Genomic DNA, 24,748 nt, shown 5'->3' on the forward strand with positions numbered 1-24,748 from the left:
AGCGTGAGCGATCTGTTAAGTCAGGACGAAATTGATGCCCTCTTGCACGGTGTCGATGATGTCGAAGAGGAAGAGATAGGCGGCGCCGGAGACCCCGGCGTTGCCCAGTTTGACTTCTCCTCCCAGGACCGCATCGTCCGTGGCCGGATGCCGACCCTGGAGCTGGTGAACGAACGTTTTGCTCGCCACATGCGGATCAGCCTGTTCAACATGATGCGTCGTACCGCCGAGGTCTCCATCAACGGGGTGCAGATGCTGAAGTTTGGTGAGTATGTTCACACCCTGTTCGTGCCGACCAGCCTCAATATGGTGCGTTTCCGGCCATTGAAAGGAACCGCACTCATCACCATGGAGGCACGACTGGTTTTCATCCTAGTGGAGAACTTCTTCGGTGGTGACGGGCGCTACCACGCCAAGATTGAGGGGCGCGAGTTCACGCCGACCGAGCGACGGATCATCCAGATGCTGCTCAAACTGGTGTTTGAGGATTACAAGGATGCCTGGGCGCCGGTGATGGACGTAGGGTTCGAGTATCTCGACTCTGAAGTGAACCCGGCGATGGCCAACATCGTCAGCCCGACCGAAGTGATTGTGGTGAGCTCGTTTCACATCGAACTCGATGGTGGCGGCGGCGATTTCCACGTGGCCATGCCCTACTCCATGCTGGAGCCGATCCGTGAACTGCTCGATGCCGGTGTGCAGAGTGACAAGGGTGACACAGACGTGCGCTGGAGCAAGGCACTTCGTGACGAGATCATGGATGTAAAGGTCGAGTTGAGGGCCAAACTGCTGGAGACCGAACTCACTCTGCGTGAACTGATGGAGCTGCAGCCGGGAGATATTATTCCGGTCGACATGCCCGAACATTTGCTGGTCTACGTGGAAGATTTGCCCACCTTCCATGCCAAGATGGGGCGGACCAAGGAGAATGTGGCACTCAAGATCACCGACAAGCTCAAGCGCCCGGAAGGGGTCAAGACCGAGATGCATCTGGTGACCCGGGGTGGTGTACGTATCGATGGTGAGGCCGAGCTTGAAGAGCTTGAGCGCAGCATCGAAGAACAACAGCGTTAATCGACGGTTTGCAGTTATTGATCGTCACGAAGTGGTATAAGGAAACAAGATGAGCGGAACAGAGGAAGAGGATCTGATGGCTGATGCCTGGGCGGCAGCACTGGAGGAGCAGGTGACGGCGGAAGCCAAACCGGCCCCGCTGGAAGAGCTCAAGGACGATGCCCCCATCAGTGCCGAGGAGCGGCGCAAGCTTGACACCATTCTGGATATTCCGGTCACCATCTCGATGGAGGTCGGTCGCAGCCAGATTAGCATTCGTAACCTGCTGCAGCTCAACCAGGGCTCGGTCGTGGAGCTGGATAGGGTGGCGGGCGAGCCCCTCGACGTGCTGGTTAACGGTACCCTGATCGCTCACGGCGAGGTGGTGGTGGTGAACGACAAGTTCGGTATTCGCCTGACCGACGTCATCAGCCAGATTGAACGGATTAAGAAACTCAAATGATGCGTCTGCTGCTGTTGTGGCTGCCATTGCCGGTGTTTGCCGAGGTGGGGGGGGCCGCCAACCCTCCCAGCCTGAGCTCCTGGCTGCTCTCCAGCCTGATGGTGATCGGGCTTATTCTGGTGCTGGGTTTCTTGCTCAAGAAGAGCAAAATTGCCACCGCCATGGGGGGCGGGCAGATGAGAGTGATTGCTACGCTGCCTGTGGGCTACAAGGAGAAGTTGCTGGTGGTCAAGGTGGGTGAGCAGCAGCTGCTGGTCGGCGTAACGCCGCAGCAGGTCAACTTTCTCTATCGGCTGGAGGAGCCGCTGGACGAACAGCAGCCGCAGGCGTTTTCCCAGCAGCTGGGTAAGTTGATGGGCAAACATGAAAAAAACTAACGGCTTGTTGTGGCAAAGCGGATTGCTGGCCAGCCTGTTGATTTCGCTGTTTTGCGCCTGGCCTGCGCTGGCGCAGGACGGCATGTCGGCAGTGACCGTCAAGACCATGGGGGATGGCTCTCAGGAGTACAGCCTGACCCTGCAGGTGCTGGCGTTGATGACGGCACTTTCATTCCTGCCGGCAATGGTCATCATGATGACCTCGTTTACCCGTATCATCATAGTGTTGGGTATCTTGCGTCAGGCGATCGGTCTGCAACAGAGCCCCTCCAATCAGGTGTTGATCGGCATCGCCCTGTTCATGTCGTTCTTCATCATGTCGCCTGTGCTGGATCGCATAAATGACGAGGCACTGCAGCCCTATCTGGCCGAAACCATTGAGGCCAAGGAGGCGCTGGAACGGGCTGAATTGCCCATCCACCAGTTCATGCTGGCCCAGACCCGGATCAAGGATCTCAATACTTTTATGGAGATCGCCAACGTGCAGGTGGAGAAGCCTGCCGATGTGCCGCTGCGGGTGCTGATCCCGGCCTTTGTCACCAGCGAACTGAAAACAGCCTTCCAGATTGGCTTTATGCTGTTCTTGCCGTTTCTGGTCATCGATCTGGTGGTCGCCAGTATCTTGATGGCGATGGGGATGATGATGCTCTCGCCGATGATCGTCTCGTTGCCTTTCAAACTGATGCTGTTTGTGATGGTGGATGGCTGGAACCTGATCCTGGGTTCGCTGGCCAACAGTTTCGGACTGGGTGCCGGTTAACCGGTCCCATGCAAGGAGCCCGAACATGAGTCCAGAAACCTTTGTCGATGTATTTCGTGAGGCGCTCTGGCTGGTCAATATCATGGTCAGCGCCGTGATCCTGCCCAGCCTTGCTATCGGGTTGGTGGTAGCCATCTTTCAGGCCGCCACCTCCATCAACGAACAGACCTTGAGCTTTCTGCCCCGTCTCATCGTGACCCTTTTGGCCCTAGGGATTGGTGCTCACTGGGGAATGCAGAGTCTGATGGACTTCTTCATCCTGATGGTCAATCAAATTCCCGAGGTGGTGGGGTGACCTATACCACCGCTCTGATCATGGAGTGGTTGTCGTCCATTCTCTGGCCACTGGCTAGAATAAGCAGCCTTTTCATGGTGATGGCGGTATTTGGCAGCCGGCTGGTCGCCGCTCGGATCAGGTTGGGGCTGGCGGTAGCCGTGACGTTTCTGGTTGCTCCTCTGCTCCCTCCCATGCCCCCAGTGGAGCTCTTCTCTGCCGGCAGTTTTCTGGTCTTGGGCCAGCAGCTGCTGATCGGTATTGCGCTGGGGTTGATGACCCAGTTTCTGATGGAAAGCTTCGTGATGGCGGGGCAGGTGATAGCCATGCAAACCAGTCTGGGTTTTGCCACCCTGGTGGATCCGATGAATGGCCAGTCGGCCCCTGTGGTCGGTCAGTTTTATCTGATGCTGGCGACTCTGGTATTTCTGGCGCTTGATGGTCATCTGGTGATGCTACGCCTGGTTATCCTCAGTTTTGAGACGCTACCCATCTCCGATAGCGGTCTGTCACTCTCTTCTATGCAAACCCTGAGCGCGTTCCTGGGGGTCATGTATCAGGCCTCGCTGGTGATGGCCCTCTCTGCCATCGTGGCGCTGTTGCTCATCAACTTCGCTTTTGGCGTGATGACCCGGGCAGCCCCCCAGCTCAATATTTTCAGTATCGGTTTTGCCGTCAGCATGATGTCGGGTTTGCTTATCCTCTGGCTTACGATCGGCGGGTTCCTCGGCCATTTCGACACCTTGTGGGAGCGGGTGCAGGAGGTCAGTTGCGAGCTGATTGACACCCAATGTTTCGGAGGTGTCAATGGCTGATACCGACCAGGAACGTACCGAACAACCCACGGGCAAACGACTGCAACAGGCCCGTGAAAAAGGGCAGATTGCACGTTCAAAGGAGCTGGGAACAGCCAGTGTGCTGTTGTCAGCCGTATTTGGCCTGCTGTTTATCAAGGGTTACCTGGCGAACGCCATGCTCAAGGTGGTGACCATGGGCTTCACGCTGAACAGAGAGCAGGCTTTCGATCCCAATGCCATGGTTGCCATGGTGCCGGCGCTGCTGGGGGAACTGGTGTTTCCGCTCGGATTGCTATTCGCTCTGGTCGCTATTGCAGCTTTTATCGGCAATATCCTGATGGGGGGGATGAACTTCTCCACTGAAGCAATGATGCCGAAATTCAGCAAGATGAGCCCCATCAGCGGGTTCAAGCGGATGTTTGGGGTGCAGTCGCTGATTGAGCTGGTCAAGTCCATCGCCAAGGTGGTGTTCATCACCCTGTTTGCCTGGTGGATGCTCTCCAGCCAGTTTGATCATCTGCTCAACCTCTCCATGGAGGGATTCCCCGGTGGGATTATAGATGCCCTCGACCTTTTTTTGTGGATGCTGATCATTCTTTGCTGTGCCCTGTTGCCTATTGTGGCCATCGATGTGCCGTTCCAAAAATGGAACCATATGCGTCAGCTCAAGATGACCAAGCAGGAGGTGAAGGACGAGTTCAAGGATAGCGAGGGTAAACCCGAGGTAAAGGGCAAGATCCGCCAGTTGCAGATGCAGATGGCGATGCGCCGGATGATGGGGGATGTACCCAAGGCTGATGTGGTGATCACCAACCCGACTCACTACTCGGTAGCGCTCAAGTATGATGCGGGCAAACCCGGTGCTGCGCCCAAGGTCTTGGCCAAGGGAACTGATGAAATTGCAATGAAGATCAGGGAGATAGCTAGAGAATACGAGATACCCATCATGCCGTCACCGGCCTTGACCCGGGCTATCTACCACTCTACCGAGTTGGGCCACGAGATCCCGGAAGGGTTGTTTGCGGCGGTTGCCCAGGTTCTGGCCTATGTCTTCCAGCTCAAGAAATTCCGCCGTGGCCAGGGGCGCCGTCCTCAGCCGCTGGCTAAAGATCTGCCCATTCCGACCGAATATCGCAAATGACAAAGTTCTGACGTTGTCAAAATAAATTCATTGCATTTCAATGTGTTGCATTGTTGGCTTAATGTTTGCTTTAATCTGGCACCAGCAGGTTGACATTGAGAAGAGCGATGGAATTCAAGGCAGTATTGGGCCAGTTAAAACAGTCTCGGGGAGTATTGAGCAAAGGCCTTGGTACCCCTCTGCTGGTATTGGCCGCGCTCGGCATGGTGGTGTTGCCCATCCCGCCACTGATGCTGGATGTGCTCTTCTCCTTCAACATTGCGCTCTCTATCGTGGTGCTGCTGGTATCCGTCTATACCCGGCGCCCCCTCGAATTTGCTGCTTTCCCGACCGTATTGCTGCTGGCCACCTTGCTGCGGTTGGCATTGAACGTGGCCTCGACCCGAGTGGTGTTGCTGGAAGGTCACAATGGCAGTGCAGCGGCAGGCCATGTGATCGAGGCATTCGGTAATGTGGTGATCGGCGGTAACTATGCAGTCGGCATCATCGTCTTTACTATCCTGATGATCATCAACTTTGTGGTTATCACCAAGGGGGCCGGGCGGATCGCGGAAGTGAGCGCCCGTTTTACTCTGGATGCGATGCCGGGCAAACAGATGGCCATCGATGCCGATTTGAATGCCGGCCTCATCAACCAGGAAGAGGCGAAGAAGCGTCGCCAGGATGTGACCCAGGAAGCGGACTTCTATGGCTCTATGGATGGTGCTTCCAAGTTCGTCAAAGGGGATGCCATTGCGGGCATCATGATCCTCTTCATCAACATCATCGGCGGCTTTATCATCGGGATGATGCAGCATCATCTTACCTTCAGGGAGTCTGCCGAGATCTATACCCTGCTGGCGATAGGTGACGGTCTGGTGGCGCAGATCCCCTCCCTGTTGCTCTCTATCGCCGCCGCCATCATAGTGACCCGTCAGAATACCGATCAGGATATGGGCACGGCGGTATTGGGCCAACTGTTCGACAATCCCAAGGCCTTGATCATCTCTGCCGGTATCCTGCTGATGATGGGACTGGTGCCGGGGATGCCGCACTTCGCCTTCCTGAGTCTGGGGGCGATCGCTGCCGCTGGAGCCTGGTGGCTGCTGCGCCGCGAGAAGCTGGCGGTAGCCAAAGCAGCCAGCGGCGAGTTGATGCCGACCAGTACTGACCAGCCATCGCATGAACAGAAAGAGTTGAGCTGGGACGATGTGATGCCGGTAGACATCATCGGGCTGGAAGTGGGTTACCAGCTAATCCCGCTGGTGGATCGCAATCAGGGGGGCGAACTGCTCAACCGGATCAAAGGGGTGCGCAAGAAACTCTCGCAAGAACTGGGCTTTCTGGTGCCTGCCGTCCACATCCGCGACAACCTGGATCTGGCACCAAATCAATATCGCATCACCTTGATGGGAGTCAGTACCGGCGAGGCCAGCGTCTACCATGATAAAGAGATGGCCATCAACCCGGGGCAGGTATTCGGCCAAATTCAGGGGATTGCTACCCGGGATCCCGCGTTTGGACTTGAAGCAGTGTGGGTAGCCAAGGAGCAGGTGTCACAGGCGCAGACCCTGGGGTATACAGTGGTGGATACTGCGACCGTAGTTGCCACCCATTTGAGTCAGATCTTGACCAACCATGCCTCACTGTTGCTCGGCCATGACGAGGTACAACAACTGCTCGACATGATTGGCAAACACCAGAGCAAGTTGGTCGAAGGGCTGGTGCCGGAAGTGATCAGCATGGGTAACCTTGTGAAGGTATTGCAGAATTTGCTCGATGAAGGGGTGCCAATCCGCGATATGCGCACTATCCTGCAGACCCTGGTTGAATACGCGCCGCGCAGTCCGGATCCGGAAGTGCTCACCGCGGCTTGCCGGATTGCCCTGCGTCGTCTGATTGTGCAGGAGATTGCCGGCCCAGACCCAGAGCTACCGGTGATAACATTGGCACCTGAATTGGAACGTATATTGCATCAATCCCTGCAGGCGGGTGGAGGTGATGGTGCCGGTATTGAGCCGGGTCTGGCGGAGCGAATGCAGCGCTCGCTGGTGGAAGCCACTCAACGACAAGAATTGGAAGGCCAACCGGCCGTGCTTCTGACATCGGGGATCTTGCGCAATACCCTGGCAAAATTTGTCAAGAATGCCATTCCTGGGTTGCGTGTTCTGTCTTATCAGGAAGTGCCCGACGACAAGCAGATCCGCATCGTCAGTGCGGTAGGGCAGAACTAGTTAGCGGAGACGATGGGTGAAGATTAAGCGGTTTTTTGCCAAGGACATGCGAACGGCTCTGGCCGAGGTCAAGGAGACGCTCGGGCCTGACGCTGTCATCATGTCCAACAAGAAGGTCACCGGAGGGGTAGAGATAGTCGCCGCAGTCGATTATCAATCCCAGGTTCCGGGGCCCAAAGATGCGCCGGTTCGCCGTCAGCTGAACGATGAGAGTGTCAATATTTCGTCTGCTGCTCGGCAGATGACCCGCCCCGAGCCCACAAAGGTTCAGGAACAGAACGAACATTATGCCGATACCCTGGCAGCCTTGCTGGCGCGCCAGCAGAAGCTCAAGCCGGGCAATGGGGCGCCAATGGGCAATACCCAATCGGCCGGTCTGGCCGCTGCCAATGCAGCGCCCAGAACATTGGCCGAGCAGGGGCAATGGGGCGCCGCCCCGGAACCTGTCAAGCCCAAAGCCCGGGTTGCCTCCGCCCAGCGTTCTTCTCAACCTGCTCAGCGGGATCAGGAGATGGAGGGGATGCGCAAGGAGATGGCCAGTATCCGCAAATTGCTGGAGCACCAGATCTCCGGTCTGATGTGGCAGGAAGTTGAGCGACGTGAGCCGATGCGGGCTCTGCTGATCAAGGAGCTCAAAAAGATGGGCTTTGACGATGCGTTTGCCGATCAACTGGCGGGGCTGATCCCTGAAGACATGCCCATCCATCAGGCGATGGCCCAGTTGGCGGAAGTGTTGACGGCTCAGCTCAAGATCAGCGAGGACGAGATTTTACGTCAGGGGGGCGCCGTTGCCCTGCTGGGGCCGACCGGGGTGGGCAAGACCACCACCATCGCCAAATTAGCCGCCCGTTTTGCCATGAAGTATGGTGCCGAGCAGGTGGCCCTTATCACCACTGACAACTACCGGATCGGTGCTCATGAGCAATTACAGACTTATGGCCGGATCATGGGCTGTCCGGTACGTCAGGTGCGTGATGCCGAAGAGCTGGCCAATGCCCTCTATCAGTTCCGCCACCGTCGGCTGGTATTGATCGATACGGCAGGCGTGGGGCAGCGGGATATCCGTCTGACCGAGCAGCTCGATACCCTGGTCAAGAATGCCAAGGTGAGGATCCGCAGCTATCTGGTGATGTCGGCAACCTCCCAGCGTCGGGTAATGCAGGAAGCGGTTGACCATTTCCGGCGCATTCCCTTGAGCGGCTGCATACTTACAAAGTTGGATGAGAGTCTGAATCTGGGCGAAGTAATTAACGTGTGTATCCAGAATGCCTTGCCTATCAGTTACATCACGGATGGGCAGCGGGTTCCGGAAGATATTCAGGTTGCCAATGCGGCGCAGCTTGTCGGCGCAGCCATGGGCTCGCTGGAGCGAGAAACAGAAGAGCCCTATTTCTGGGGCACAGGCTTTGGCGAGGCCGAAGATTCGGAGTTTTATGAGTAACATGTATATGGATCAGGCGAGTGGTCTGCGCAAAATGCGTCAAAACAATCGAGTAAAAGTGATCGCCGTTTCCGGTGGTAAAGGTGGCGTGGGCAAGACCAACGTGACCCTGAACGTGGCCGGAGCCATGGCGGCCCAAGGCAAACGGGTAATGGTGCTGGATGCTGACCTTGGTCTGGCCAACGTCGACGTCATGCTGGGGCTGCGGGTTCATCGCAATCTCTCTCACGTGCTGGCAGGTGAGTGCACTATCGACGACATTATCGTTGAGGGACCGTATGGCATGATGATTGTGCCTGCAACCTCGGGGACCCAGTCCATGGTCGAGCTTTCACCGGTACAACATGCCGGACTGATCCGCGCCTTCAGCGAGATGAAGACCCAGGTCGATATTCTGATGGTGGATACGGCGGCGGGGATCTCGGACATGGTTTTGAGTTTCACCCGTGCTGCGCAGGACATCATGGTGGTGGTGTGTGACGAGCCGACTTCCATTACCGATGCCTATGCCCTCATCAAGATCCTCTCCAAAGAGCACGGTGTATTTCGCTTCAAGGTAGTGGCAAATATGGTGCGCAGCCTGCGTGAAGGGCAGGAGCTTTTTGCCAAGCTGACCCGGGTAACCGATCGTTTCCTCGATACGTCACTGGAACTGGTTGCCTGCGTGCCTTATGACACCAATCTGCGTGCAGCCGTGCGCAAGCAGAAACTGATTGTCGAGGCGTTTCCCAAGTCGCCGGCGGCTTTGGCTTTCCGCGCATTGGCCAACAAAGCAGCTAGCTGGCCGGTACCAAACCAGCCTGGCGGTCATCTGGAGTTTTTCCTGGAGAATCTGTTGCAGACTCAGGCCACCACACAGGAAGGTTCCCGTGAATAAAGCCCAAGCGTACTTGCGTCATCAGGATTCCTATCTGCTGGTAGAGCGCCATGCTCCACTGGTCAAGCGGATTGCCCAGCATTTGCTGGCTCGCCTGCCAAGCAGTGTCTTGCTGGATGACCTGATACAGGCAGGTATGATTGGGCTGCTCGAAGCGTCACGGAACTTTGATGGTAGCAAGGGAGCCAGTTTCGAGACCTATGCCGGGATCCGTATCCGTGGTGCCATGCTGGATGAGATCCGGCGTGGTGATTGGGTGCCCCGTTCCGTGCATCGAAACAGCAGAGCGATTGCCGAAGCGATCGAAAATGTGGAGCAAGCCAATGGACGGGATGCTCGCGACGCGGAAGTCGCAGCGCAAATGGGGGTCTCTCTCGCTGATTATCATGTCATGCTGCAGGATGTCTCCTGTGGCAAGATCATCGGTATCGAGGATCTGGGGGTCAGTGAGGATGTGATCGGTAACCCTGATGAAGCTCCGTCAGGCTCGGGGTTTGATGAACTGGCCACAGAACGATTTCAAATTCAACTGTCGGAGCAAATTGGTCGCTTACCGGAGAGAGAAGCCCTGGTTCTCTCTCTTTACTACGATGAAGAGCTGAATTTACGTGAAATTGGCGAGGTTTTGAATGTGAGTGAGTCGCGCGTGAGTCAGATACATAGTCAGGCAATGCACAGACTACGCGCTCGTTTGAGAGATTGGCATCTATAAGTGTTTGTACTGGCTACACTGAGATGAAACTCTAAGGCATAATCCGCATGACACAACCCGTTTTTAGCATCATGTAAGTGAGCCACTGAGGTGGCTATTGAGGAGGGAATTTTGGACAAGAACATGAAAATCCTCATTGTTGACGATTTTTCAACGATGCGCCGGATTATCAAGAACTTGCTTCGCGACCTTGGGTTCAACAATACCCATGAAGCGGATGACGGCAACACAGCATTGCCGATGCTGAAAAATGGTGATTTCCAGTTTGTGGTTACCGACTGGAACATGCCAGGCATGCAAGGTATCGACCTGCTGAAAGCCATTCGTGTCGATGAAAAGCTCAAGCATCTGCCGGTACTGATGGTGACGGCAGAAGCCAAACGCGAGCAGATCATCGAAGCCGCGCAAGCCGGCGTTAACGGTTATATCGTCAAGCCTTTCACTGCAGCAACGCTCAAAGAAAAACTCGACAAAATTTTTGAACGCCTTGGCTAAGGAGCAGCAGGGATGATGGCCAAAACGAAAGCAATGATTTCGCTCGACCAGGCAAGGATGCTTGTTGCTCATCTGGAGCAAGGTGAATTCGAGCTGGCCGATGAACTGCTTGCCAATGTATGTGCCCCCAACGCAGCCGATCTGTTTGAAAAAGTTGGTCAGCTGACCCGACAACTGCATAACTCACTTCAAGAATTTCGTCTCGACCCCCGAATTCCCGATTTGGCCACCCATGACATTCCCGATGCGAGGGAGCGCCTCAATTACGTCATAGATATGACCGACAAGGCTGCTAATCGCACCATGGATGCGGTAGAGGCCAGTCTGCCAATAGCGGATCGCCTGAATGATAATATCCAGCTGGTGATGCCCAACTGGAATGCACTGATGTCCAGAGATATGAGCGTGGGGCAGTTTAAGTCCTTATGCCATCAACTTGATGATTTCATTAAGGCTTCTGAGTCAGATGCCGATAAGTTACGACAACTGCTGACAGAAATTCTGATGGCACAAGACTTTCAGGATTTGACAGGCCAGATGATCCGCAAGGTCATAAAACTGGTTCAGGAAGTTGAAACAAAATTAATAGAAATGCTGACTATGTTTGGTGAGGCTGCAGCTGAGCATTCAACTCGTACTCTCCCTGTGAACGGGATTGAAGCCGAAGGCCCAATCATGAATCCAGAGGCGCGTGCCGATGTAGTCAATGGTCAGGATGATGTGGACGATCTGCTGTCTAGCTTGGGATTCTAATGGAGTGACGCATGGCCTTCGAAGTTGATGAAGACATACTGCAAGACTTTCTGGTCGAAGCATCCGAAATATTGGAACAGTTGTCTGAGCAACTGGTCGACTTGGAAAAGCGGCCTGATGACAAGAATCTGTTAAATGCCATCTTTCGCGGTTTCCATACCGTAAAAGGTGGTGCCGGTTTCCTGTCTTTGGGGGAGTTGGTTGACGTATGCCACGGCGCTGAAAACGTATTTGATATCTTGCGTAATGGCAAGCGAACCGTGACTGCCGAACTGATGGACGTGATCCTGCAAGCGCTGGACGCCATAAACGTCATGTTCGCCCAAGTACAAAACCGTGAAGCGCCAAGTCCTGCGTCTGATGATCTGCTCCATGACCTCCACGAGTTGTGCAAGCCTGAAGGAGAAGAGCAACTCCGAACCGCGACAAGTGGCGCTATTGCCATGGAGCAGGAGGCTGTCACTCCTGTTGTTGAGGTTGTCTCCGACCCCGAGGTTGTTGAACCGATAAACCAGGCCAGCGATCCTGCTCCTGTTAACGGGGGCGGATCCATAGACGAGATTTCAGCTGATGAATTCGAGCGTCTGCTGGATGAGCTGCATGGCGTGGGGGGCACACCAACCAAGAGTGCGGCAGGAGCGACTGTTGCTGGCGAATCTGGCGATATAACCGATGATGAGTTTGAGGCCTTGCTGGATCAACTCCATGGTCAGGGACAGCACATGGGGGCGCCAGAGGTGAATCCTCTGAAGTCGGTGCAAAAAGAGGTGGACGAGCTTATCGATGATGATGAGTTTGAACGCCTGCTTGATGAATTGCATGGTCGTGGCCAAGGTCCTCAGAGTAGTATGGCACCTGCCGCACCTGCCGCACCTGCCGCACCTGCCGCACCTGCCGCACCTGCCGCACCTGCCGCACCTGCCGCACCTACCGCACCTGCCGCGGTGACTGCGCCCAAACCGACAACACCTGTAGCCAAACCTGTACAGGCTGACCCCGCAAAACCTGCCGAAGCAGCCAAGGCATCAGCGCCTGCCGCCAAGGCTACGCCAGCTCCTGCCGAAAACAGTGCAGTGCAAAGCGATACGACGGTGCGGGTGGATACCAAGACCCTTGATGTCATTATGAACATGGTAGGTGAGTTGGTACTGGTTCGTAACCGGCTGGTGAGTCTGGGTATTGCCAGTAATGATGAAGAGATGTCAAAGGCGGTTGCCAATCTGGATGTGGTAACGGCTGACCTGCAAGGTGCGGTGATGAAAACCCGCATGCAGCCAATCAAGAAGGTATTTGGTCGTTTCCCGCGCGTGGTGCGTGATCTGGCCAGAACCCTCAAAAAAGAGATTGAGCTGGTGATGGTTGGGGAAGAGACCGACCTCGACAAAAACCTGGTGGAGGCGCTCGCCGATCCTCTTGTTCACCTTGTTCGCAACTCCTGCGATCACGGGGTCGAAATGCCGGATGTGCGGGAGAAAGCGGGCAAGCCGCGGCAAGGGACGATCACCCTTAGCGCCTCCCAGCAAGGCGATCATATCCTGCTTTGCATTGAGGATGATGGCGCCGGGATGGACCCGGAAAAACTCAAGTCTATTGCGATCAGCCGCGGTGTGCTGGATGCAGATACTGCCGCGCGCATGAGTGATAACGATGCCTATAACCTGATCTTTGCCCCCGGATTTTCGACCAAGTCCGAGATCTCCGATATCTCTGGCCGTGGTGTCGGAATGGACGTGGTTAAAACCAGTATTGTCAGCCTCAATGGGTCAGTGCACATCGATTCTACCTGGGGGAAAGGCACCCGTCTCGAAATCAAGGTTCCGTTGACGCTAGCCATTCTGCCGACCCTGATGGTTGAAGTGGGTGAGCAGACCTTCGCTCTTCCCCTTGGTTGTGTGAACGAGATTTTCCATCTGGATCTGAAAAAGGCCAATATGGTCGATGGTCAGCTCACCATCATTGTGCGTGATAAGGCGATTCCCCTCTTTTATCTACACAAGTGGTTGATCCGTGGTACCAACAAGCGCTCACGTCAGGATACCGGGCATGTGGTGATCGTGCAGATTGGCACTCAGCAAATCGGGTTTGTGGTCGACAGCTTGATTGGTCAAGAAGAGGTGGTGATCAAGCCGCTCGATAATCTGCTGCAAGGCACCCCGGGGATGGCTGGTGCAACCATTACCAGCGATGGCGGTATTGCCCTTATTCTGGATGTACCGAGTCTGCTCAAAGCATATGCGCGTAGACATTAATCGCTCAGGCCCAAGGAGTTAGAAAAATAACAATGGCAGTCAAGGTATTAGTTGTCGACGATTCGAGCTTCTTTCGCCGCCGGGTGAGCGAGATAATCAATCAGGATCCCATGCTGACGGTGATAGATACTGCTCAGAATGGGCGTGAAGCCGTAGACAAGGCCATGTCGCTGCGCCCTGATGTGATCACCATGGACATCGAGATGCCCGTGATGGATGGCATCAGTGCAGTGCGGGAGATCATGGCCAAGTGTCCAACTCCCATTCTGATGTTCTCCTCCCTGACTCATGAAGGCGCCAAGGCAACGCTGGATGCACTGGACGCCGGTGCTCTTGACTTCTTGCCCAAAAAATTTGAAGACATTGCCAGAGACAAGGACGAAGCGGTCAGACTGTTGCAACAACGGGTGAAGGAGATCTCCCGCAAGCGCTTCCTGATGACATCCGCTGCTCGCCCCAAAGCACCTGAACCGGTTGCTCGTGCTCCGCTGGGTAGCACTGCGCCCAGATCTTCAGAGCGTCAGCCTGACCTGCAACGCACTGTGCCAAGTGCCTCATTCAAGCGAAGTGGCAAGAGTTATCAATTGGTGGCGATCGGGACTTCTACCGGCGGCCCGGTAGCCTTGCAAAATGTGCTGACCAAGTTGCCAGGGGATTTTCCTCACCCAATATTGCTTATCCAGCATATGCCTGCCACCTTCACCGCAGCTTTTGCTGCCCGTCTAAACGGGTTATGCCAGATAGGTGTCAAGGAGGCCGAGGATGGAGACGTCCTCAAACCGGGCCATGCCTACCTGGCCCCCGGTGGCAAGCAGATGCTGTTGGAGGGTCGTGGTGCAGGCGCCCGTATTCGCATCGTTGATGGCAACGACAAGGTAAATTACAAGCCTTGCGTGGACATTACCTTTGCCTCTGCTGCCAAGACCTATGCCGACAAGGTATTGGCGATTGTGCTAACCGGTATGGGGGCTGATGGCCGTGATGGTGCCAGACTGCTGAAAGAGCAGGGCTCTACAATCTGGGCTCAGGATGAGGCTTCCTGCGTGGTATATGGCATGCCTCAAGCGGTTGCAAAGGCAGGTATTGCCAGTGAATCACTTCCTCTGGACAAGGTGGCCCAGCGTATTCTGGTTGAGTTGGGGCGCTAATCATGGGCTTGCTCGGTCTGCTCCTCGCACTGGGGGCTATTGCTATTGCCCAGCTGTGGCATGGTGGCTCCCTGTTGACGTTGTTGGACGGGCCTGCTTTTCTCATTGTTCTTGGCGGTACAGTTGGTGCCGTTACATTGCAGACCCCTGCCAAGTTTGTTTTGCTGGCATTGCGCCAGTGTCTATGGATTTTCAATCCGCCACGGCAGGATCTCTCTGCCCAGGCTGAACGGCTACAATCCTGGGCTGCCTTTGCACGCCAGCAGGGGCTGCTGGCCCTCGAAAATCAGGCTGAGCAGGAGGAGGACCATTTTACCCGCCAAGGGTTGAACATGATTGTCGATGGTGTCTCCACGGAGGATATTCGCATGTTGCTCGAAGCCGATATCGATATCGAGCAGGAGCGTAATGAACATGCGGCCCGGGTGTTCGAAGCCATGGGGGGATATAGTCCGACAATCGGGATTATCGGCGCTGTCTTGGGCCTTATCCAGGCCATGTTTCATCTTGAAGAGCCATCTGCTCTGGGGGCTGGCATCGCAGTGGCATTTGTGGCAACCATCTATGGTGTCGGGTTTGCCAACCTGATCTATCTACCGATAGCCAACCGGTTGCGAGCGTTTCACTATCACTATGCACTGTTTCAGGAGATGACCCTGGAAGGGCTGTTAGCCATTGCCCATGGTGAGAATGGTTTACAGGTTGAACGTCGGCTCAGGGCCTATTTGAAAGGAGAGTAGCCATGCGCAAGCGCTATCGTTTGCACTTGCAGGGGCGTGAACACCTTGACCGTTGGCTGGTCTCCTATGCCGATTACATGACGCTGATATTTGCTCTGTTTGTGGTGCTCTACTCTGTTGCGCTGGTGAACAAGGACAAATATCGTGCGGTGATAGATGGCATGAGTCAGGCGTTCAGTGTCATGCAGTCTCGCAGTGATGGTCTGCTGGAGGGGCAGGGCAATTCACTGTTGGAGAATGCTGTTTCTGCCTCCCCCTCGTTGCTGGAAAGCGCAACGTCCCCCTCTCCTTCACTTGCCCCCATTTCTGGTGTCCCTGTGCTGCAAGATGGCACGACACTTGCCAAACTTGATATGCAGTTGCAAGAGAGCATGGGGTCACTGGTGGATGCCGGGATAGTCAAAATGACGCAAGACGAGAACTGGCTGACTGTGGAACTCAGTTCAGGTCTGCTGTTTGGCAGTGGCAGCGCCTTTATGGGACCGAATGCTGCACCGGTAATCAATACTCTTTCAAGTATTCTCAAACCGGTCGATAACTATATAAGGGTCCGAGGATATACAGATAACCAACAGATAAATAATGAAATTTATCATTCTAATTGGGCGCTTTCTGCTGCGAGGGCCGAAGCGGTGCTCAATGGCTTGATTGCTGATGGCATCGCACCCCAGCGTCTGGCCTTTGAGGCATATGGCGAGTTTTCCCCTTTTGCCGATAACAGCACTGAGCAAGGCCGGCTGCAAAATCGCAAGGTTGTGGTCGCAATTTCCAAATTCGCCTGGGTGCCGCCAGCTCCTGTGGCGGTAAAGCCCCCGGTGGTTGCCGAACCGGTTCCTGTGGTGCAGCAGGCGGTGGATGCTGGAGAGATAAAGGTTATCTCTTTGCCCGGTGGCGGCATACGTATAACAACAAGGCAGGATTGATACAGTGATTGTTTGGACGGTTGCCAACCAGAAAGGTGGTGTGGGTAAAACCACCACAGTGGTCTCGCTTGCCGGGATCCTGGCCCAGCGTGGTCAGCGAGTGCTGTTGATTGACACCGATCCTCACGCCTCGCTGACTGCATATCTTGATTTTGATTCAGATCGTCTGGATGGAACCCTCTATGAGTTGTTTCAAGCTGTCAAACCGACAGCCGAGCTTGTCAATAAACTGACGCTCAAGACCAAGTTCGAGAATATCAATTTACTACCCGCATCTATTACCCTGGCGACTCTTGATCGGGTAATGGGAAATCGTGAGGGAATGGGGCTGGTGCTGAAGCGGGCGCTGCTGCGCATTCAGGATCAATATGATTATGTGCTGATCGACTGCCCGCCTGTGCTTGGGGTGATGATGGTCAATGCGCTGGCTGCCTGCGATCGTATTCTTGTGCCGGTTCAGACCGAGTTTCTCGCTCTCAAAGGATTGGAGCGGATGATGAAGACATTCGAGATCATGCAGCGTTCCAAGCGTGACAAATTCCGTTATACCGTGATCCCGACTATGTTCGACAAGCGCACCCGTGCCTCTCTGATGACCTTGAAGTCGATCAAGGATCAATATGGAGATTCAGTGTGGAATGCGGTGATCCCTATTGATACCAAGTTTCGGGATGCCAGCTTGCTGCATATCCCCCCGTCTATCTATTCTCCCGGGAGTCGTGGAACCTATGCCTATGAGACGCTGCTCAACCATCTTGATGCCCTTGAGCGGCAACGGGTTCATGAGGTGACGGCATGAGAGATACCATTCAAGTACGGGCGATGGATGACTATTTCCACTCCCTGCTGCTCGATGAGCCGCTGGTGCTGGATGAGGTGGAAGAGGTTCAATCCGCCCCTGTTTTACAGTTGCAACGTCAGCCCCACAGCGTCCCCGAGGTGGTTGCTGCACCTTATTTGGAAAGTGATCCACGCCTTGCCCAGCTTGGCGAACTGTTGGCTCAGGTGGGACAAGTTCAGTTTGAAAATGATGCCTTCACCCAGGAGGTGACACTGACGGCCCCATTGGAGATTGTGGCCGAGGAGTCATTGTTGCCGGTAGAGCCTGAATGGCCTGAGGAGGTGCTGCTGCCCGAAGTTGCAGAGCCCCACACCACCATCTTGACTAAAACTGCGCTGGAGGTTGCTCCGGTAGAAGCCACTGAACCTGTCACTTGGGAGAATATCGATACCGGTAAAGAGTTTCAGGCCCTCTTTTTTGAAGTCGCGGGCGTGACGTTTGCGGTGCCGTTGACCGAGCTTGGTGGTATTCACCAGTTGGGCGAGATCACCTCCCTGTTTGGCCAGCCGGGCTGGTACAAGGGGATCATGACCTCTCGCGAGCAGAAGATGAATGTGGTCGATACCGCCCAGTGGGTCATGCCGGGTCAGCATCTCGAGATGGATGATTACAAGTATCTGATTATGCTTGGTGAATCGCCGTGGGGATTAGCCTGCCACCATCTCAAAGGGACTGAATTGTTACACCGTGACCAGGTTAAATGGCGCCATCAGGAGGGCAAGCGCCCTTGGTTGGCGGGCATGGTCAAAGAAAAAATGTGTGCCCTGTTACACGTTCGTGAACTGCTCTTGTTGCTGGAGCGTGGGGTTAACATAGAAGGTCGCTGATAACTTCTGCAATCGAGCTGTTTTATTGCTAGTTTTAGCAGTAGACGTTTTCATAAAAGGAATAAAAACATGACAGAAAAGCGCAATATCGCACAGAATCTGGCCGAAGATGAAGTGCTGCAATGGGTAACCTTCCAGCTGGAAAACGAAACCTATGGCATCAATGTGATGCAGGTTCAGGAGGTGTTGCGCTACACCGAAATTGCACCGGTGCCGGGTGCGCCTGAGTACGTACTGGGGATCATCAACCTGCGTGGCAATGTGGTGACTGTCATCGATACCCGTTCCCGTTTCGGTCTGCCTTCCGGCGATGTGAGCGAAAATTCCCGGATTGTGATCATCGAAGCCGAGAAGCAGGTGATTGGCATCATGGTCGACAGCGTGGCAGAAGTGGTATATCTGAAATCTTCCGAAATCGATGCTGCTCCAGCTGTAGGTACCGAAGAGAGCGCCAAGTTCATTCAGGGGGTCAGCAACCGTGATGGGCAACTGCTGATCCTGGTTGACTTGAACAAGCTGCTCTCCGATGAAGAGTGGGAAGATATCGGTTCCCTCTGATAAGTAAGGTGATGTTTTGATAATCGAGATGGTTGCCTTGGGGTTGTCCCTGATTGCCTTGGCGTTTGCCTCTTATATCTGGTTCAAGAGCAAGCGTAGCAAGCAGGAGTCCGAGGCTAGTGTGGCAACGCTGCAAGGTCAGTTGGAAAGCTTGCGCAAGCAGATGATGGAGCTTCATACCGGCGCCATCGGCATGGGACAGCGGTTACAGTCGGTAGAAGGGGCGATGCAGCAGGTCAATGAACGCCAGCAAGAATTGACCATGCAGGATCCCGAGCGACGGCTTTACAGTCGAGCGGCCAAGATGGTCGAACTGGGCGCCGACCTTGATGAGGTCATGAGTGAGTGCGAGTTGCCAAAGGCAGAAGCCGAGCTCTTGATATCGTTGCGAAAAGGCCGCTCTTGATGATTCAGGAAGGCAACTTGCCTTCCTGAATTTTTTCTGTTGCATGTATGGCGCTCTTTCATGGAGCGCCATGTACAGTGATCGAGAAGAATAGTTATTTGCTAATACTGGTTTGTTATGAGGTTTCCAGTTTGATCTATTTGGATGCCTTTGATTGTCATCATTTTCCACGCCTATTTTTCCTTGTGCGCGATCTTCTCCACAAAAACAGTGGATGAAGGGCATCTTGGAAAAGACGTATTCCAATACTGTGTTAAGATGCAAGCCGCTTCATTTTCTCTGAAAAAATCTCCATGCTGCTTCAAGTTAACAATCTGAGCTGCGTGCGTGAAGATCGCACTCTGTTTGAACATCTCTCCTTTGCGGTAGTTCCCGGTGATCTGGTGCAAATTGAAGGTCCCAACGGGGTTGGCAAGACCAGCCTGCTGCGTCTGCTGACTGGCCTGTCTCAGCCGTTTTCCGGTGAAGTGTGCTGGAATGGTGAAAATATTCGCCATTGCCGTGATGAGTACCATGCCAATCTGCTCTATCTCGGTCATCAGCCCGGGGTCAAAGCTGCCTTGACTCCGCTCGAAAATCTCGCCTTTTATCAGAAGCTGCATCATGTATCCCGGCAGACAGTGGATTTGTGGCAGGTGCTTGCCCAGGTTGGGTTGGCCGGTTTTGAAGAGAACCCGACCGGACAGCTCTCGGCAGGTCAACAGCGTCGGGTGGCTCTGGCCAGGCTCTGGCTCAGTGACAAACCGGCTCTCTGGATCCTGGATGAGCCTTTTACCGCCATTGATAAGCAGGGGGTCAAGGTGCTGGAGAGGTTGTTTCTGGCTCATGCCGAGCGGGGGGGGATGGTGATCCTCACCACTCATCAGGATATGACGCTGATGCAGGGTCGACTGAAAACACTCTCGCTTACGCCCTTGCTGCAGGAGTAGTTTCGATGTTGCGTGCCGTCATGTATTTGATCCACCGCGAGTTATTGATGGCCCTGCGCCAGCGTGCAGATATTCTTAACCCGCTCTGGTTTTTCCTTATTGTCATCACCCTGTTCCCACTCGGTATCGGCCCTGAGCCCAAGTTATTGGCTCGCATTGCTCCCGGCATCATCTGGGTTGCGGCTTTGCTGGCGGCCATGCTGTCGCTGGAGCGGCTGTTTCGCGACGACTTTGGCGACGGTTCGCTGGAGCAGCTGATGTTGATGCCCCATTCACTCGGGTTGCTGGCGCTGGCCAAAGTGATTGCTCACTGGTTACTGACTGGATTGCCGCTGCTGCTGATTTCGCCCTTGCTGGCGATTTTGCTGTCGCTGGATATGGACAGTTATCTGGCGGTAGTCGCCACTCTGGCACTCGGCACTCCGGTGCTGAGCCTGCTCGGTGCGGTCGGTGTAGCCCTTACGGTCGGACTGCGCAAAGGTGGAGTGCTGCTCAGTCTGCTGATCCTGCCGCTCTATATTCCGGTGCTGATTTTTGCTACCTCTGCTATTGATGCGGCGGGGATGGGCTTGCCCTATGGCGGTCAGCTTGCCATTCTGGCCGCCATGATGGTTGGTGCCTTGACGCTAACGCCACTGGCCGTTTCGGCTGCCTTGAGGGTCAGTCTTAACTGATGGTCTATTGGTAGAACGCAGTGTGGTTTCGTGTGGGGGCTTTCTTTTCCTGAAATAAAGTTGCGATGGATCAAGCGGATTGCCGCTTATTGCTTTCGAGGTATTTGATGTTATCCCGAGGTCAGTATGTTTAGGCCTCGCCAAACAATTAATAACAAAAAGGTTTGTGAGTTATGTGGAAATGGTTGCACCCTTACGCTAAACCCGAACGGGCATATCGGTTGGCTGGGACCCTGTTGCCCTGGTTTGCCGTGATAAGTCTGCTGTCGTTCATCATCGGCACTGTTTGGGGGCTGGCTTTTGCCCCCGCCGATTATCAGCAGGGTGACTCCTTCCGGATCATCTATATCCATGTTCCTTCCGCCATTCTTTCAATGGGAGCTTACTCTACCATGGCTGTGGCAGCCTTTATCGGGCTGGTATGGCAACTGCGGATGGCGGACATGACAGTGGCGGCTATTGCTCCTGTCGGTGCCGTGTTCACTTTTATTGCACTGTTTACCGGTGCAGCCTGGGGCAAACCCATGTGGGGAACCTGGTGGGTGTGGGATGCACGGCTCACCTCCGAGCTGATCCTGCTGTTTCTCTATCTTGGCGTGATTGCCCTCTACAACGCCTTCAGTGACAAGGTTGTTGCTGGCCGTGCCGCCGGCATTCTGGCGCTGGTCGGGGTGATCAATCTCCCCATCATTCACTACTCGGTTGAGTGGTGGAATACCCTGCACCAGGGGGCCACTATTACCAAGTTTGACAAACCCTCTATCTCTCCCGAGATGCTTTGGCCATTACTCATCATGATCCTGGCGTTTGCTGCCTTTCTCGGGGCCCTTACCCTGATGCGTTTTCGAAACGAGCTCTTGATGCGGGAGTGGCATCGTCCCTGGGTTCAAGAGATTGCCGAGCAGGAGAAGTAAGCATGTACTTTGCCTCATTCAGTGACTTTCTGGCGATGGGCGGTTACGCCTTTTACGTCTGGCTCTCCTTCGGACTGACCTTGCTCTGTCTGGTCGGTATCATCATTTCCACCCGTATGAAAACCCGTAGTCTGTTTAATGAGTTACGCAGCAAGCAGGCACGCGAGAGCCGTCGCAAGGCAGCTCGGCAGATGGAGAACACCCTATGAACCCGAGACGCAAAAAACGCCTCACCATTATTCTGGCCATCACGCTGGGCCTCGCTACCGTGAGCGGGCTGGTGCTTTACGCCCTCAGTCAGAATATCGACCTCTTCTATACCCCGAGCGAGCTGGTGGAAGGGAAGGGGCCGGACAAGATCAAACCGGAAGAGGGGCAGCGCCTGCGCATTGGTGGTCTGGTGGTCCCCGGCACAGTCAAGCGTGATCCGAACAGCCTCAAGGTCAGCTTTAACCTGATCGACAATGGTGGTCATCAGGTGATGGTGCAATTTGATGGCATCCTCCCGGATCTGTTCCGCGAGGGGCAGGGGATTGTGGCGCAAGGAACTCTCAAAGATGCCACCACGGTCGAAGCCTTCGAGGTACTGGCCAAACACGATGAAAACTACATGCCGCCAGAAGTGGCCGATGCCACCAGTGGCATGCACTTCAAACCGGAATACACTGATGCGCAGTTGAAGGGGAATAAGCCATGATCCCGGAATTAGGACAGTTTGCGCTGATCCTGGCCTTTGCGACCTCTCTGTTGCTGGGTAGCTATCCGCTGCTTGGTGCAAGTTGGGGGCGTCTTGGCATGATGTCGGCAGCGCGTCCGCTCGCCTATGCCCAGTTTTTGTTACTGCTGCTGTCGTTTCTCTGCCTGACCTGGGCCTTTATCGACAACGACTTCACCGTGCAGTATGTGGCCACTAACTCCAACAGCCTGCTGCCGCTTGCCTATCGCATTTCCGCAGTATGGGGCGCCCATGAGGGCTCTTTGTTGCTGTGGGTGCTGACCCTGGGCGGCTGGACTGCGGCGGTGGCCATGTTCAGCCGCCGTCTGCCGCTCGATGCGGTGGCGCGGGTGCTTGGCGTGTTGGGGCTGATCTCGGTCGGCTTCACCGCGTTCGTGCTGTTCACCTCTGATCCCTTCACCCGCACCTTGCCCTATTTTCCGGTCGATGGCCGCGACCTCAATCCGCTGCTGCAGGATCCGGGTCTGATCTTCCATCCACCGATGCTTTACATGGGCTATGTGGGATTCTCGGTGGCGTTTGCTTTCGCCATAGCCTCATTGATGACCGGTCGTCTCGATGCAACCTGGGCCCGCTGGTCGCGCCCCTGGACCATGGCGGCCTGGGTATTCCTGACCCTCGGCATCGTGCTGGGCTCCTGGTGGGCCTACTACGAGCTCGGTTGGGGCGGCTGGTGGTTCTGGGATCCGGTAGAAAACGCCTCCTTCATGCCCTGGCTGGCGGGTACGGCCCTGCTGCACTCGCTTGCGGTGAGCGAGAAGCGCGCAACCTTCAAGGCGTGGACCGTGCTGCTGGCCCTCTCGGCCTTCTCGTTGAGCCTGCTCGGTACCTTCCTGGTGCGCTCCGGCGTGCTGGTGTCGGTTCATGCGTTTGCCTCCGACCCGACCCGCGGCCTGTTTATTCTCGGCTTTTTGCTGGCGGTGATCGGCTCATCCTTGCTGCTGTTTGCCTTTAAAGGTTCGCAGGTGAAAAGTCACGGCAAGCATGAGCTGTGGAGTCGCGAAACCCTGCTGCTGGCCAACAACATCATGCTGGTGGCGGGCCTGCTCACCGTGCTGTTAGGCACCTTGTTACCGCTGGTGCACAAGGAGCTGGGGCTGGGGAGCATCTCTATCGGTACCCCCTTCTTCAACCATATCTACAGTTGGCTGATCATTCCGTTTGCTCTGCTACTGGGGGTTGGTCCGCTGTTTCGCTGGCGCCGCCAGGAGCTTGGCGAGCTCAAGGGCAAAGTGATCCTTGCGCTGGTGCTGAGCCTGGCTGCAGCCCTGCTGTTGCCGCTGCTCTTGGCCGAAACCTTCAAGCCGTGGGCGGCGGTGGGGATTGGTCTGGGGGTCTGGATCATCGTTACCAGCCTGCAGGAGACCTGGGTGCGGGCCACCCACAAGCACCATTTTGCGGTCGGTGTGCGCAAGCTTGGCAACAGTCACTGGGCGATGATCCTTGGCCATGTGGGGCTGGCAGTCAGCATCATAGGCATCGCCTGTACCCAGAACTACAGCATCGAGAAGGATCTGCGGATGCAGGCGGGTGATCGGGTGCACTTTGCTGATTACGAGTTCGTCTTCACCGGTATCAAGGAGAAGAATGGCCCCAACTATGATGGCTTCAAAGGCGTGCTGGAAGTACACAAGAATGGCAAACAGGTAGCCCTGCTCAAACCCGAGAAGCGGATGTACACAGTGACCCGGATGCCGATGACCGAAGCGGCCATTGATGCCGGTTTCACGCGAGATCTTTATGCGGCCCTTGGCGAGCAGCTAGACAACAATGCCTGGGCATTGAGGATCTACTACAAGCCTTTCGTGCGCTGGATCTGGTTCGGCGGCGTCTTTATGGCTATCGGTGGCGTGCTGGCGATGCTCGACAAGCGTTACCGTTTCGGCCGTCGTGAGGAGGAAGCCAAGGCATGAACAAAAAGGTCTGGTTGTTTTTAATTCCCTTTATCGTCTTTTTGCTGGGGGCTGTGTTCCTGTTCAAGGGGCTCTACTCCGATCCCACCAAGCTCGAATCTGTGATGGTGGGCAAGGAGGTACCGGTGTTTACCCTGCAGGACATTTACGATCTGAACAAACAGCACGATCGCACCATCCTGACCGGCCGGCCCATGTTGCTCAACGTCTGGGCTACCTGGTGTCCCACCTGCTATGGCGAGCACACCTACCTCAAACAGCTGGCGGGGCAGGGCATTCCCATCATCGGCATGAACTACAAGGATGAGCGCGACAAGGCGATCAAATGGCTGGCGGAGCTGGGCAACCCCTATCAGGTCAACCTCTATGATCCGGACGGCATGCTGGGGCTGGATCTCGGGGTATATGGCGCGCCGGAGACCTTCTTTATCGACAGCAAGGGGATCATCCGTTATCGCCACGTGGGGGACATCAACCCCGAGAACTGGGCGTCGACCCTCAAACCCATCTTTGATGCCATGAAGTGAGGGGAGT

Annotated in this window: 28 protein-coding genes; all 28 read left to right on the forward strand. The window is 55.1% G+C overall.

Translation table 11 applies throughout. The features are described 5' to 3' along the window. The first annotated feature begins 3 nt into the window (after positions 1 to 3). On the forward strand, positions 4 to 1,074 hold the full coding sequence (gene fliM / locus G5182_RS11320) for a flagellar motor switch protein FliM (protein ID WP_005343961.1): 1,071 nt from the start codon (positions 4 to 6) through the stop codon (positions 1,072 to 1,074). A gap of 49 nt (positions 1,075 to 1,123) precedes the next feature. Continuing rightward, positions 1,124 to 1,516, forward strand: a complete 393-nt coding sequence (gene fliN, locus G5182_RS11325; RefSeq protein WP_005343964.1) for a flagellar motor switch protein FliN — start codon at positions 1,124 to 1,126, stop codon at positions 1,514 to 1,516. Then, positions 1,513 to 1,893 carry a flagellar biosynthetic protein FliO gene (fliO, locus tag G5182_RS11330; protein WP_216951810.1) on the forward strand — a complete coding sequence of 127 codons (381 nt, stop codon included), beginning with the start codon at positions 1,513 to 1,515 and terminating at the stop codon, positions 1,891 to 1,893. Before fliN ends, fliO begins: the two co-directional genes overlap by 4 nt. Beyond that, positions 1,880 to 2,653, forward strand: coding sequence for a flagellar type III secretion system pore protein FliP (gene fliP / locus G5182_RS11335; protein WP_216951809.1), 774 nt, complete (start codon positions 1,880 to 1,882; stop codon positions 2,651 to 2,653). The genes fliO and fliP overlap by 14 nt, the downstream gene beginning before the upstream one ends. A 25-nt stretch (positions 2,654 to 2,678) precedes the next feature. Further along, on the forward strand, positions 2,679 to 2,948 hold the full coding sequence (gene fliQ, locus G5182_RS11340; RefSeq protein ID WP_005334727.1) for a flagellar biosynthesis protein FliQ: 270 nt from the start codon (positions 2,679 to 2,681) through the stop codon (positions 2,946 to 2,948). Further along, a complete protein-coding gene (gene fliR, locus G5182_RS11345; RefSeq protein WP_216951808.1) occupies positions 2,945 to 3,742 on the forward strand; it encodes a flagellar biosynthetic protein FliR in 798 nt (265 codons plus the stop codon). The genes fliQ and fliR overlap by 4 nt, the downstream gene beginning before the upstream one ends. Next, positions 3,735 to 4,865 (forward strand): flagellar biosynthesis protein FlhB, encoded by a 1,131-nt coding sequence (gene flhB / locus G5182_RS11350; RefSeq protein WP_216951807.1) that lies wholly within the window; start codon positions 3,735 to 3,737, stop codon positions 4,863 to 4,865. The genes fliR and flhB overlap by 8 nt, the downstream gene beginning before the upstream one ends. Before the next feature lie 107 nt (positions 4,866 to 4,972). Further along, positions 4,973 to 7,078 carry a flagellar biosynthesis protein FlhA gene (gene flhA, locus G5182_RS11355; protein ID WP_421206218.1) on the forward strand — a complete coding sequence of 702 codons (2,106 nt, stop codon included), beginning with the start codon at positions 4,973 to 4,975 and terminating at the stop codon, positions 7,076 to 7,078. A 16-nt stretch (positions 7,079 to 7,094) separates the two neighbouring features. Next, positions 7,095 to 8,519 carry a flagellar biosynthesis protein FlhF gene (gene flhF, locus G5182_RS11360; RefSeq protein WP_227341085.1) on the forward strand — a complete coding sequence of 475 codons (1,425 nt, stop codon included), beginning with the start codon at positions 7,095 to 7,097 and terminating at the stop codon, positions 8,517 to 8,519. 34 nt (positions 8,520 to 8,553) lie between these two features. After that, positions 8,554 to 9,396: a MinD/ParA family protein gene (locus G5182_RS11365; protein WP_408082997.1), complete on the forward strand. Its 843-nt coding sequence runs from the start codon at positions 8,554 to 8,556 to the stop codon at positions 9,394 to 9,396. Further along, positions 9,389 to 10,108 carry an RNA polymerase sigma factor FliA gene (locus G5182_RS11370; protein WP_216951804.1) on the forward strand — a complete coding sequence of 240 codons (720 nt, stop codon included), beginning with the start codon at positions 9,389 to 9,391 and terminating at the stop codon, positions 10,106 to 10,108. Before G5182_RS11365 ends, G5182_RS11370 begins: the two co-directional genes overlap by 8 nt. A 111-nt stretch (positions 10,109 to 10,219) precedes the next feature. Then, positions 10,220 to 10,603, forward strand: coding sequence for a chemotaxis response regulator CheY (gene cheY / locus G5182_RS11375; protein ID WP_041234108.1), 384 nt, complete (start codon positions 10,220 to 10,222; stop codon positions 10,601 to 10,603). A 12-nt stretch (positions 10,604 to 10,615) separates the two neighbouring features. Further along, complete coding sequence (locus G5182_RS11380; protein WP_216951803.1) at positions 10,616 to 11,356, forward strand: protein phosphatase CheZ; 741 nt, start codon at positions 10,616 to 10,618, stop codon at positions 11,354 to 11,356. An 11-nt stretch (positions 11,357 to 11,367) separates the two neighbouring features. After that, entirely contained in the window at positions 11,368 to 13,605 is a 2,238-nt protein-coding gene (locus G5182_RS11385) for a chemotaxis protein CheA (RefSeq protein ID WP_421222787.1), read from the forward strand. A gap of 32 nt (positions 13,606 to 13,637) precedes the next feature. Beyond that, positions 13,638 to 14,753, forward strand: coding sequence for a protein-glutamate methylesterase/protein-glutamine glutaminase (locus G5182_RS11390; protein WP_227341083.1), 1,116 nt, complete (start codon positions 13,638 to 13,640; stop codon positions 14,751 to 14,753). Between the two features lie 2 nt (positions 14,754 to 14,755). Beyond that, entirely contained in the window at positions 14,756 to 15,493 is a 738-nt protein-coding gene (locus G5182_RS11395) for a flagellar motor protein (RefSeq protein ID WP_227341082.1), read from the forward strand. A gap of 2 nt (positions 15,494 to 15,495) precedes the next feature. Beyond that, positions 15,496 to 16,416 (forward strand): flagellar motor protein MotB, encoded by a 921-nt coding sequence (locus G5182_RS11400; protein WP_421254386.1) that lies wholly within the window; start codon positions 15,496 to 15,498, stop codon positions 16,414 to 16,416. Positions 16,417 to 16,420: 4 nt separating this feature from the next. Continuing rightward, complete coding sequence (locus tag G5182_RS11405) at positions 16,421 to 17,215, forward strand: ParA family protein (protein ID WP_005334696.1); 795 nt, start codon at positions 16,421 to 16,423, stop codon at positions 17,213 to 17,215. Then, a complete protein-coding gene (locus G5182_RS11410) occupies positions 17,212 to 18,084 on the forward strand; it encodes a chemotaxis protein CheW (protein WP_421254387.1) in 873 nt (290 codons plus the stop codon). The genes G5182_RS11405 and G5182_RS11410 overlap by 4 nt, the downstream gene beginning before the upstream one ends. Before the next feature lie 69 nt (positions 18,085 to 18,153). Next, positions 18,154 to 18,642, forward strand: a complete 489-nt coding sequence (locus G5182_RS11415; RefSeq protein WP_005343991.1) for a chemotaxis protein CheW — start codon at positions 18,154 to 18,156, stop codon at positions 18,640 to 18,642. A 28-nt stretch (positions 18,643 to 18,670) separates the two neighbouring features. Next, positions 18,671 to 19,048, forward strand: coding sequence for a DUF2802 domain-containing protein (locus G5182_RS11420; protein WP_168769852.1), 378 nt, complete (start codon positions 18,671 to 18,673; stop codon positions 19,046 to 19,048). A gap of 293 nt (positions 19,049 to 19,341) precedes the next feature. Next, positions 19,342 to 19,977, forward strand: coding sequence for a cytochrome c biogenesis heme-transporting ATPase CcmA (ccmA, locus tag G5182_RS11425; protein WP_216951798.1), 636 nt, complete (start codon positions 19,342 to 19,344; stop codon positions 19,975 to 19,977). Between the two features lie 5 nt (positions 19,978 to 19,982). Beyond that, positions 19,983 to 20,651 (forward strand): heme exporter protein CcmB, encoded by a 669-nt coding sequence (gene ccmB, locus G5182_RS11430; protein WP_421254388.1) that lies wholly within the window; start codon positions 19,983 to 19,985, stop codon positions 20,649 to 20,651. A 173-nt stretch (positions 20,652 to 20,824) separates the two neighbouring features. Beyond that, positions 20,825 to 21,565, forward strand: a complete 741-nt coding sequence (locus G5182_RS11435; protein WP_005344000.1) for a heme ABC transporter permease — start codon at positions 20,825 to 20,827, stop codon at positions 21,563 to 21,565. A 2-nt stretch (positions 21,566 to 21,567) separates the two neighbouring features. Continuing rightward, positions 21,568 to 21,774: a heme exporter protein CcmD gene (gene ccmD / locus G5182_RS11440; protein WP_005344002.1), complete on the forward strand. Its 207-nt coding sequence runs from the start codon at positions 21,568 to 21,570 to the stop codon at positions 21,772 to 21,774. Beyond that, positions 21,771 to 22,262 carry a cytochrome c maturation protein CcmE gene (ccmE, locus tag G5182_RS11445; RefSeq protein ID WP_005344003.1) on the forward strand — a complete coding sequence of 164 codons (492 nt, stop codon included), beginning with the start codon at positions 21,771 to 21,773 and terminating at the stop codon, positions 22,260 to 22,262. Before ccmD ends, ccmE begins: the two co-directional genes overlap by 4 nt. Next, a complete protein-coding gene (locus G5182_RS11450) occupies positions 22,259 to 24,214 on the forward strand; it encodes a heme lyase CcmF/NrfE family subunit (RefSeq protein ID WP_421254389.1) in 1,956 nt (651 codons plus the stop codon). The genes ccmE and G5182_RS11450 overlap by 4 nt, the downstream gene beginning before the upstream one ends. After that, positions 24,211 to 24,741, forward strand: a complete 531-nt coding sequence (locus G5182_RS11455) for a DsbE family thiol:disulfide interchange protein (protein WP_421254390.1) — start codon at positions 24,211 to 24,213, stop codon at positions 24,739 to 24,741. The genes G5182_RS11450 and G5182_RS11455 overlap by 4 nt, the downstream gene beginning before the upstream one ends. Positions 24,742 to 24,748: the final 7 nt, after the last annotated feature.

The organism is Aeromonas sp. 600948 (genome assembly GCF_049174875.1).
GTDB lineage: Bacteria > Pseudomonadota > Gammaproteobacteria > Enterobacterales > Aeromonadaceae > Aeromonas > Aeromonas veronii_A.

What these genes read in the sequence shown, in the direction of transcription:
- fliN (WP_005343964.1), top strand. Translation starts at nt 1,124, where the DNA reads ATGAGCGGAACAGAGGAAGAGGATCTGATGGCTGATGCCTGGGCGGCA.
- fliO (WP_216951810.1), top strand. Translation starts at nt 1,513, where the DNA reads ATGATGCGTCTGCTGCTGTTGTGGCTGCCATTGCCGGTGTTTGCCGAG.
- fliP (WP_216951809.1), top strand. Translation starts at nt 1,880, where the DNA reads ATGAAAAAAACTAACGGCTTGTTGTGGCAAAGCGGATTGCTGGCCAGC.
- fliQ (WP_005334727.1), top strand. Translation starts at nt 2,679, where the DNA reads ATGAGTCCAGAAACCTTTGTCGATGTATTTCGTGAGGCGCTCTGGCTG.
- flhB (WP_216951807.1), top strand. Translation starts at nt 3,735, where the DNA reads ATGGCTGATACCGACCAGGAACGTACCGAACAACCCACGGGCAAACGA.
- flhA (WP_421206218.1), top strand. Translation starts at nt 4,973, where the DNA reads ATGGAATTCAAGGCAGTATTGGGCCAGTTAAAACAGTCTCGGGGAGTA.
- G5182_RS11365 (WP_408082997.1), top strand. Translation starts at nt 8,554, where the DNA reads ATGCGTCAAAACAATCGAGTAAAAGTGATCGCCGTTTCCGGTGGTAAA.
- G5182_RS11380 (WP_216951803.1), top strand. Translation starts at nt 10,616, where the DNA reads ATGATGGCCAAAACGAAAGCAATGATTTCGCTCGACCAGGCAAGGATG.
- G5182_RS11385 (WP_421222787.1), top strand. Translation starts at nt 11,368, where the DNA reads ATGGCCTTCGAAGTTGATGAAGACATACTGCAAGACTTTCTGGTCGAA.
- G5182_RS11390 (WP_227341083.1), top strand. Translation starts at nt 13,638, where the DNA reads ATGGCAGTCAAGGTATTAGTTGTCGACGATTCGAGCTTCTTTCGCCGC.
- G5182_RS11395 (WP_227341082.1), top strand. Translation starts at nt 14,756, where the DNA reads ATGGGCTTGCTCGGTCTGCTCCTCGCACTGGGGGCTATTGCTATTGCC.
- G5182_RS11400 (WP_421254386.1), top strand. Translation starts at nt 15,496, where the DNA reads ATGCGCAAGCGCTATCGTTTGCACTTGCAGGGGCGTGAACACCTTGAC.
- G5182_RS11410 (WP_421254387.1), top strand. Translation starts at nt 17,212, where the DNA reads ATGAGAGATACCATTCAAGTACGGGCGATGGATGACTATTTCCACTCC.
- G5182_RS11415 (WP_005343991.1), top strand. Translation starts at nt 18,154, where the DNA reads ATGACAGAAAAGCGCAATATCGCACAGAATCTGGCCGAAGATGAAGTG.
- G5182_RS11420 (WP_168769852.1), top strand. Translation starts at nt 18,671, where the DNA reads ATGGTTGCCTTGGGGTTGTCCCTGATTGCCTTGGCGTTTGCCTCTTAT.
- ccmA (WP_216951798.1), top strand. Translation starts at nt 19,342, where the DNA reads ATGCTGCTTCAAGTTAACAATCTGAGCTGCGTGCGTGAAGATCGCACT.
- ccmB (WP_421254388.1), top strand. Translation starts at nt 19,983, where the DNA reads ATGTTGCGTGCCGTCATGTATTTGATCCACCGCGAGTTATTGATGGCC.
- G5182_RS11435 (WP_005344000.1), top strand. Translation starts at nt 20,825, where the DNA reads ATGTGGAAATGGTTGCACCCTTACGCTAAACCCGAACGGGCATATCGG.
- ccmD (WP_005344002.1), top strand. Translation starts at nt 21,568, where the DNA reads ATGTACTTTGCCTCATTCAGTGACTTTCTGGCGATGGGCGGTTACGCC.
- ccmE (WP_005344003.1), top strand. Translation starts at nt 21,771, where the DNA reads ATGAACCCGAGACGCAAAAAACGCCTCACCATTATTCTGGCCATCACG.
- G5182_RS11450 (WP_421254389.1), top strand. Translation starts at nt 22,259, where the DNA reads ATGATCCCGGAATTAGGACAGTTTGCGCTGATCCTGGCCTTTGCGACC.
- G5182_RS11455 (WP_421254390.1), top strand. Translation starts at nt 24,211, where the DNA reads ATGAACAAAAAGGTCTGGTTGTTTTTAATTCCCTTTATCGTCTTTTTG.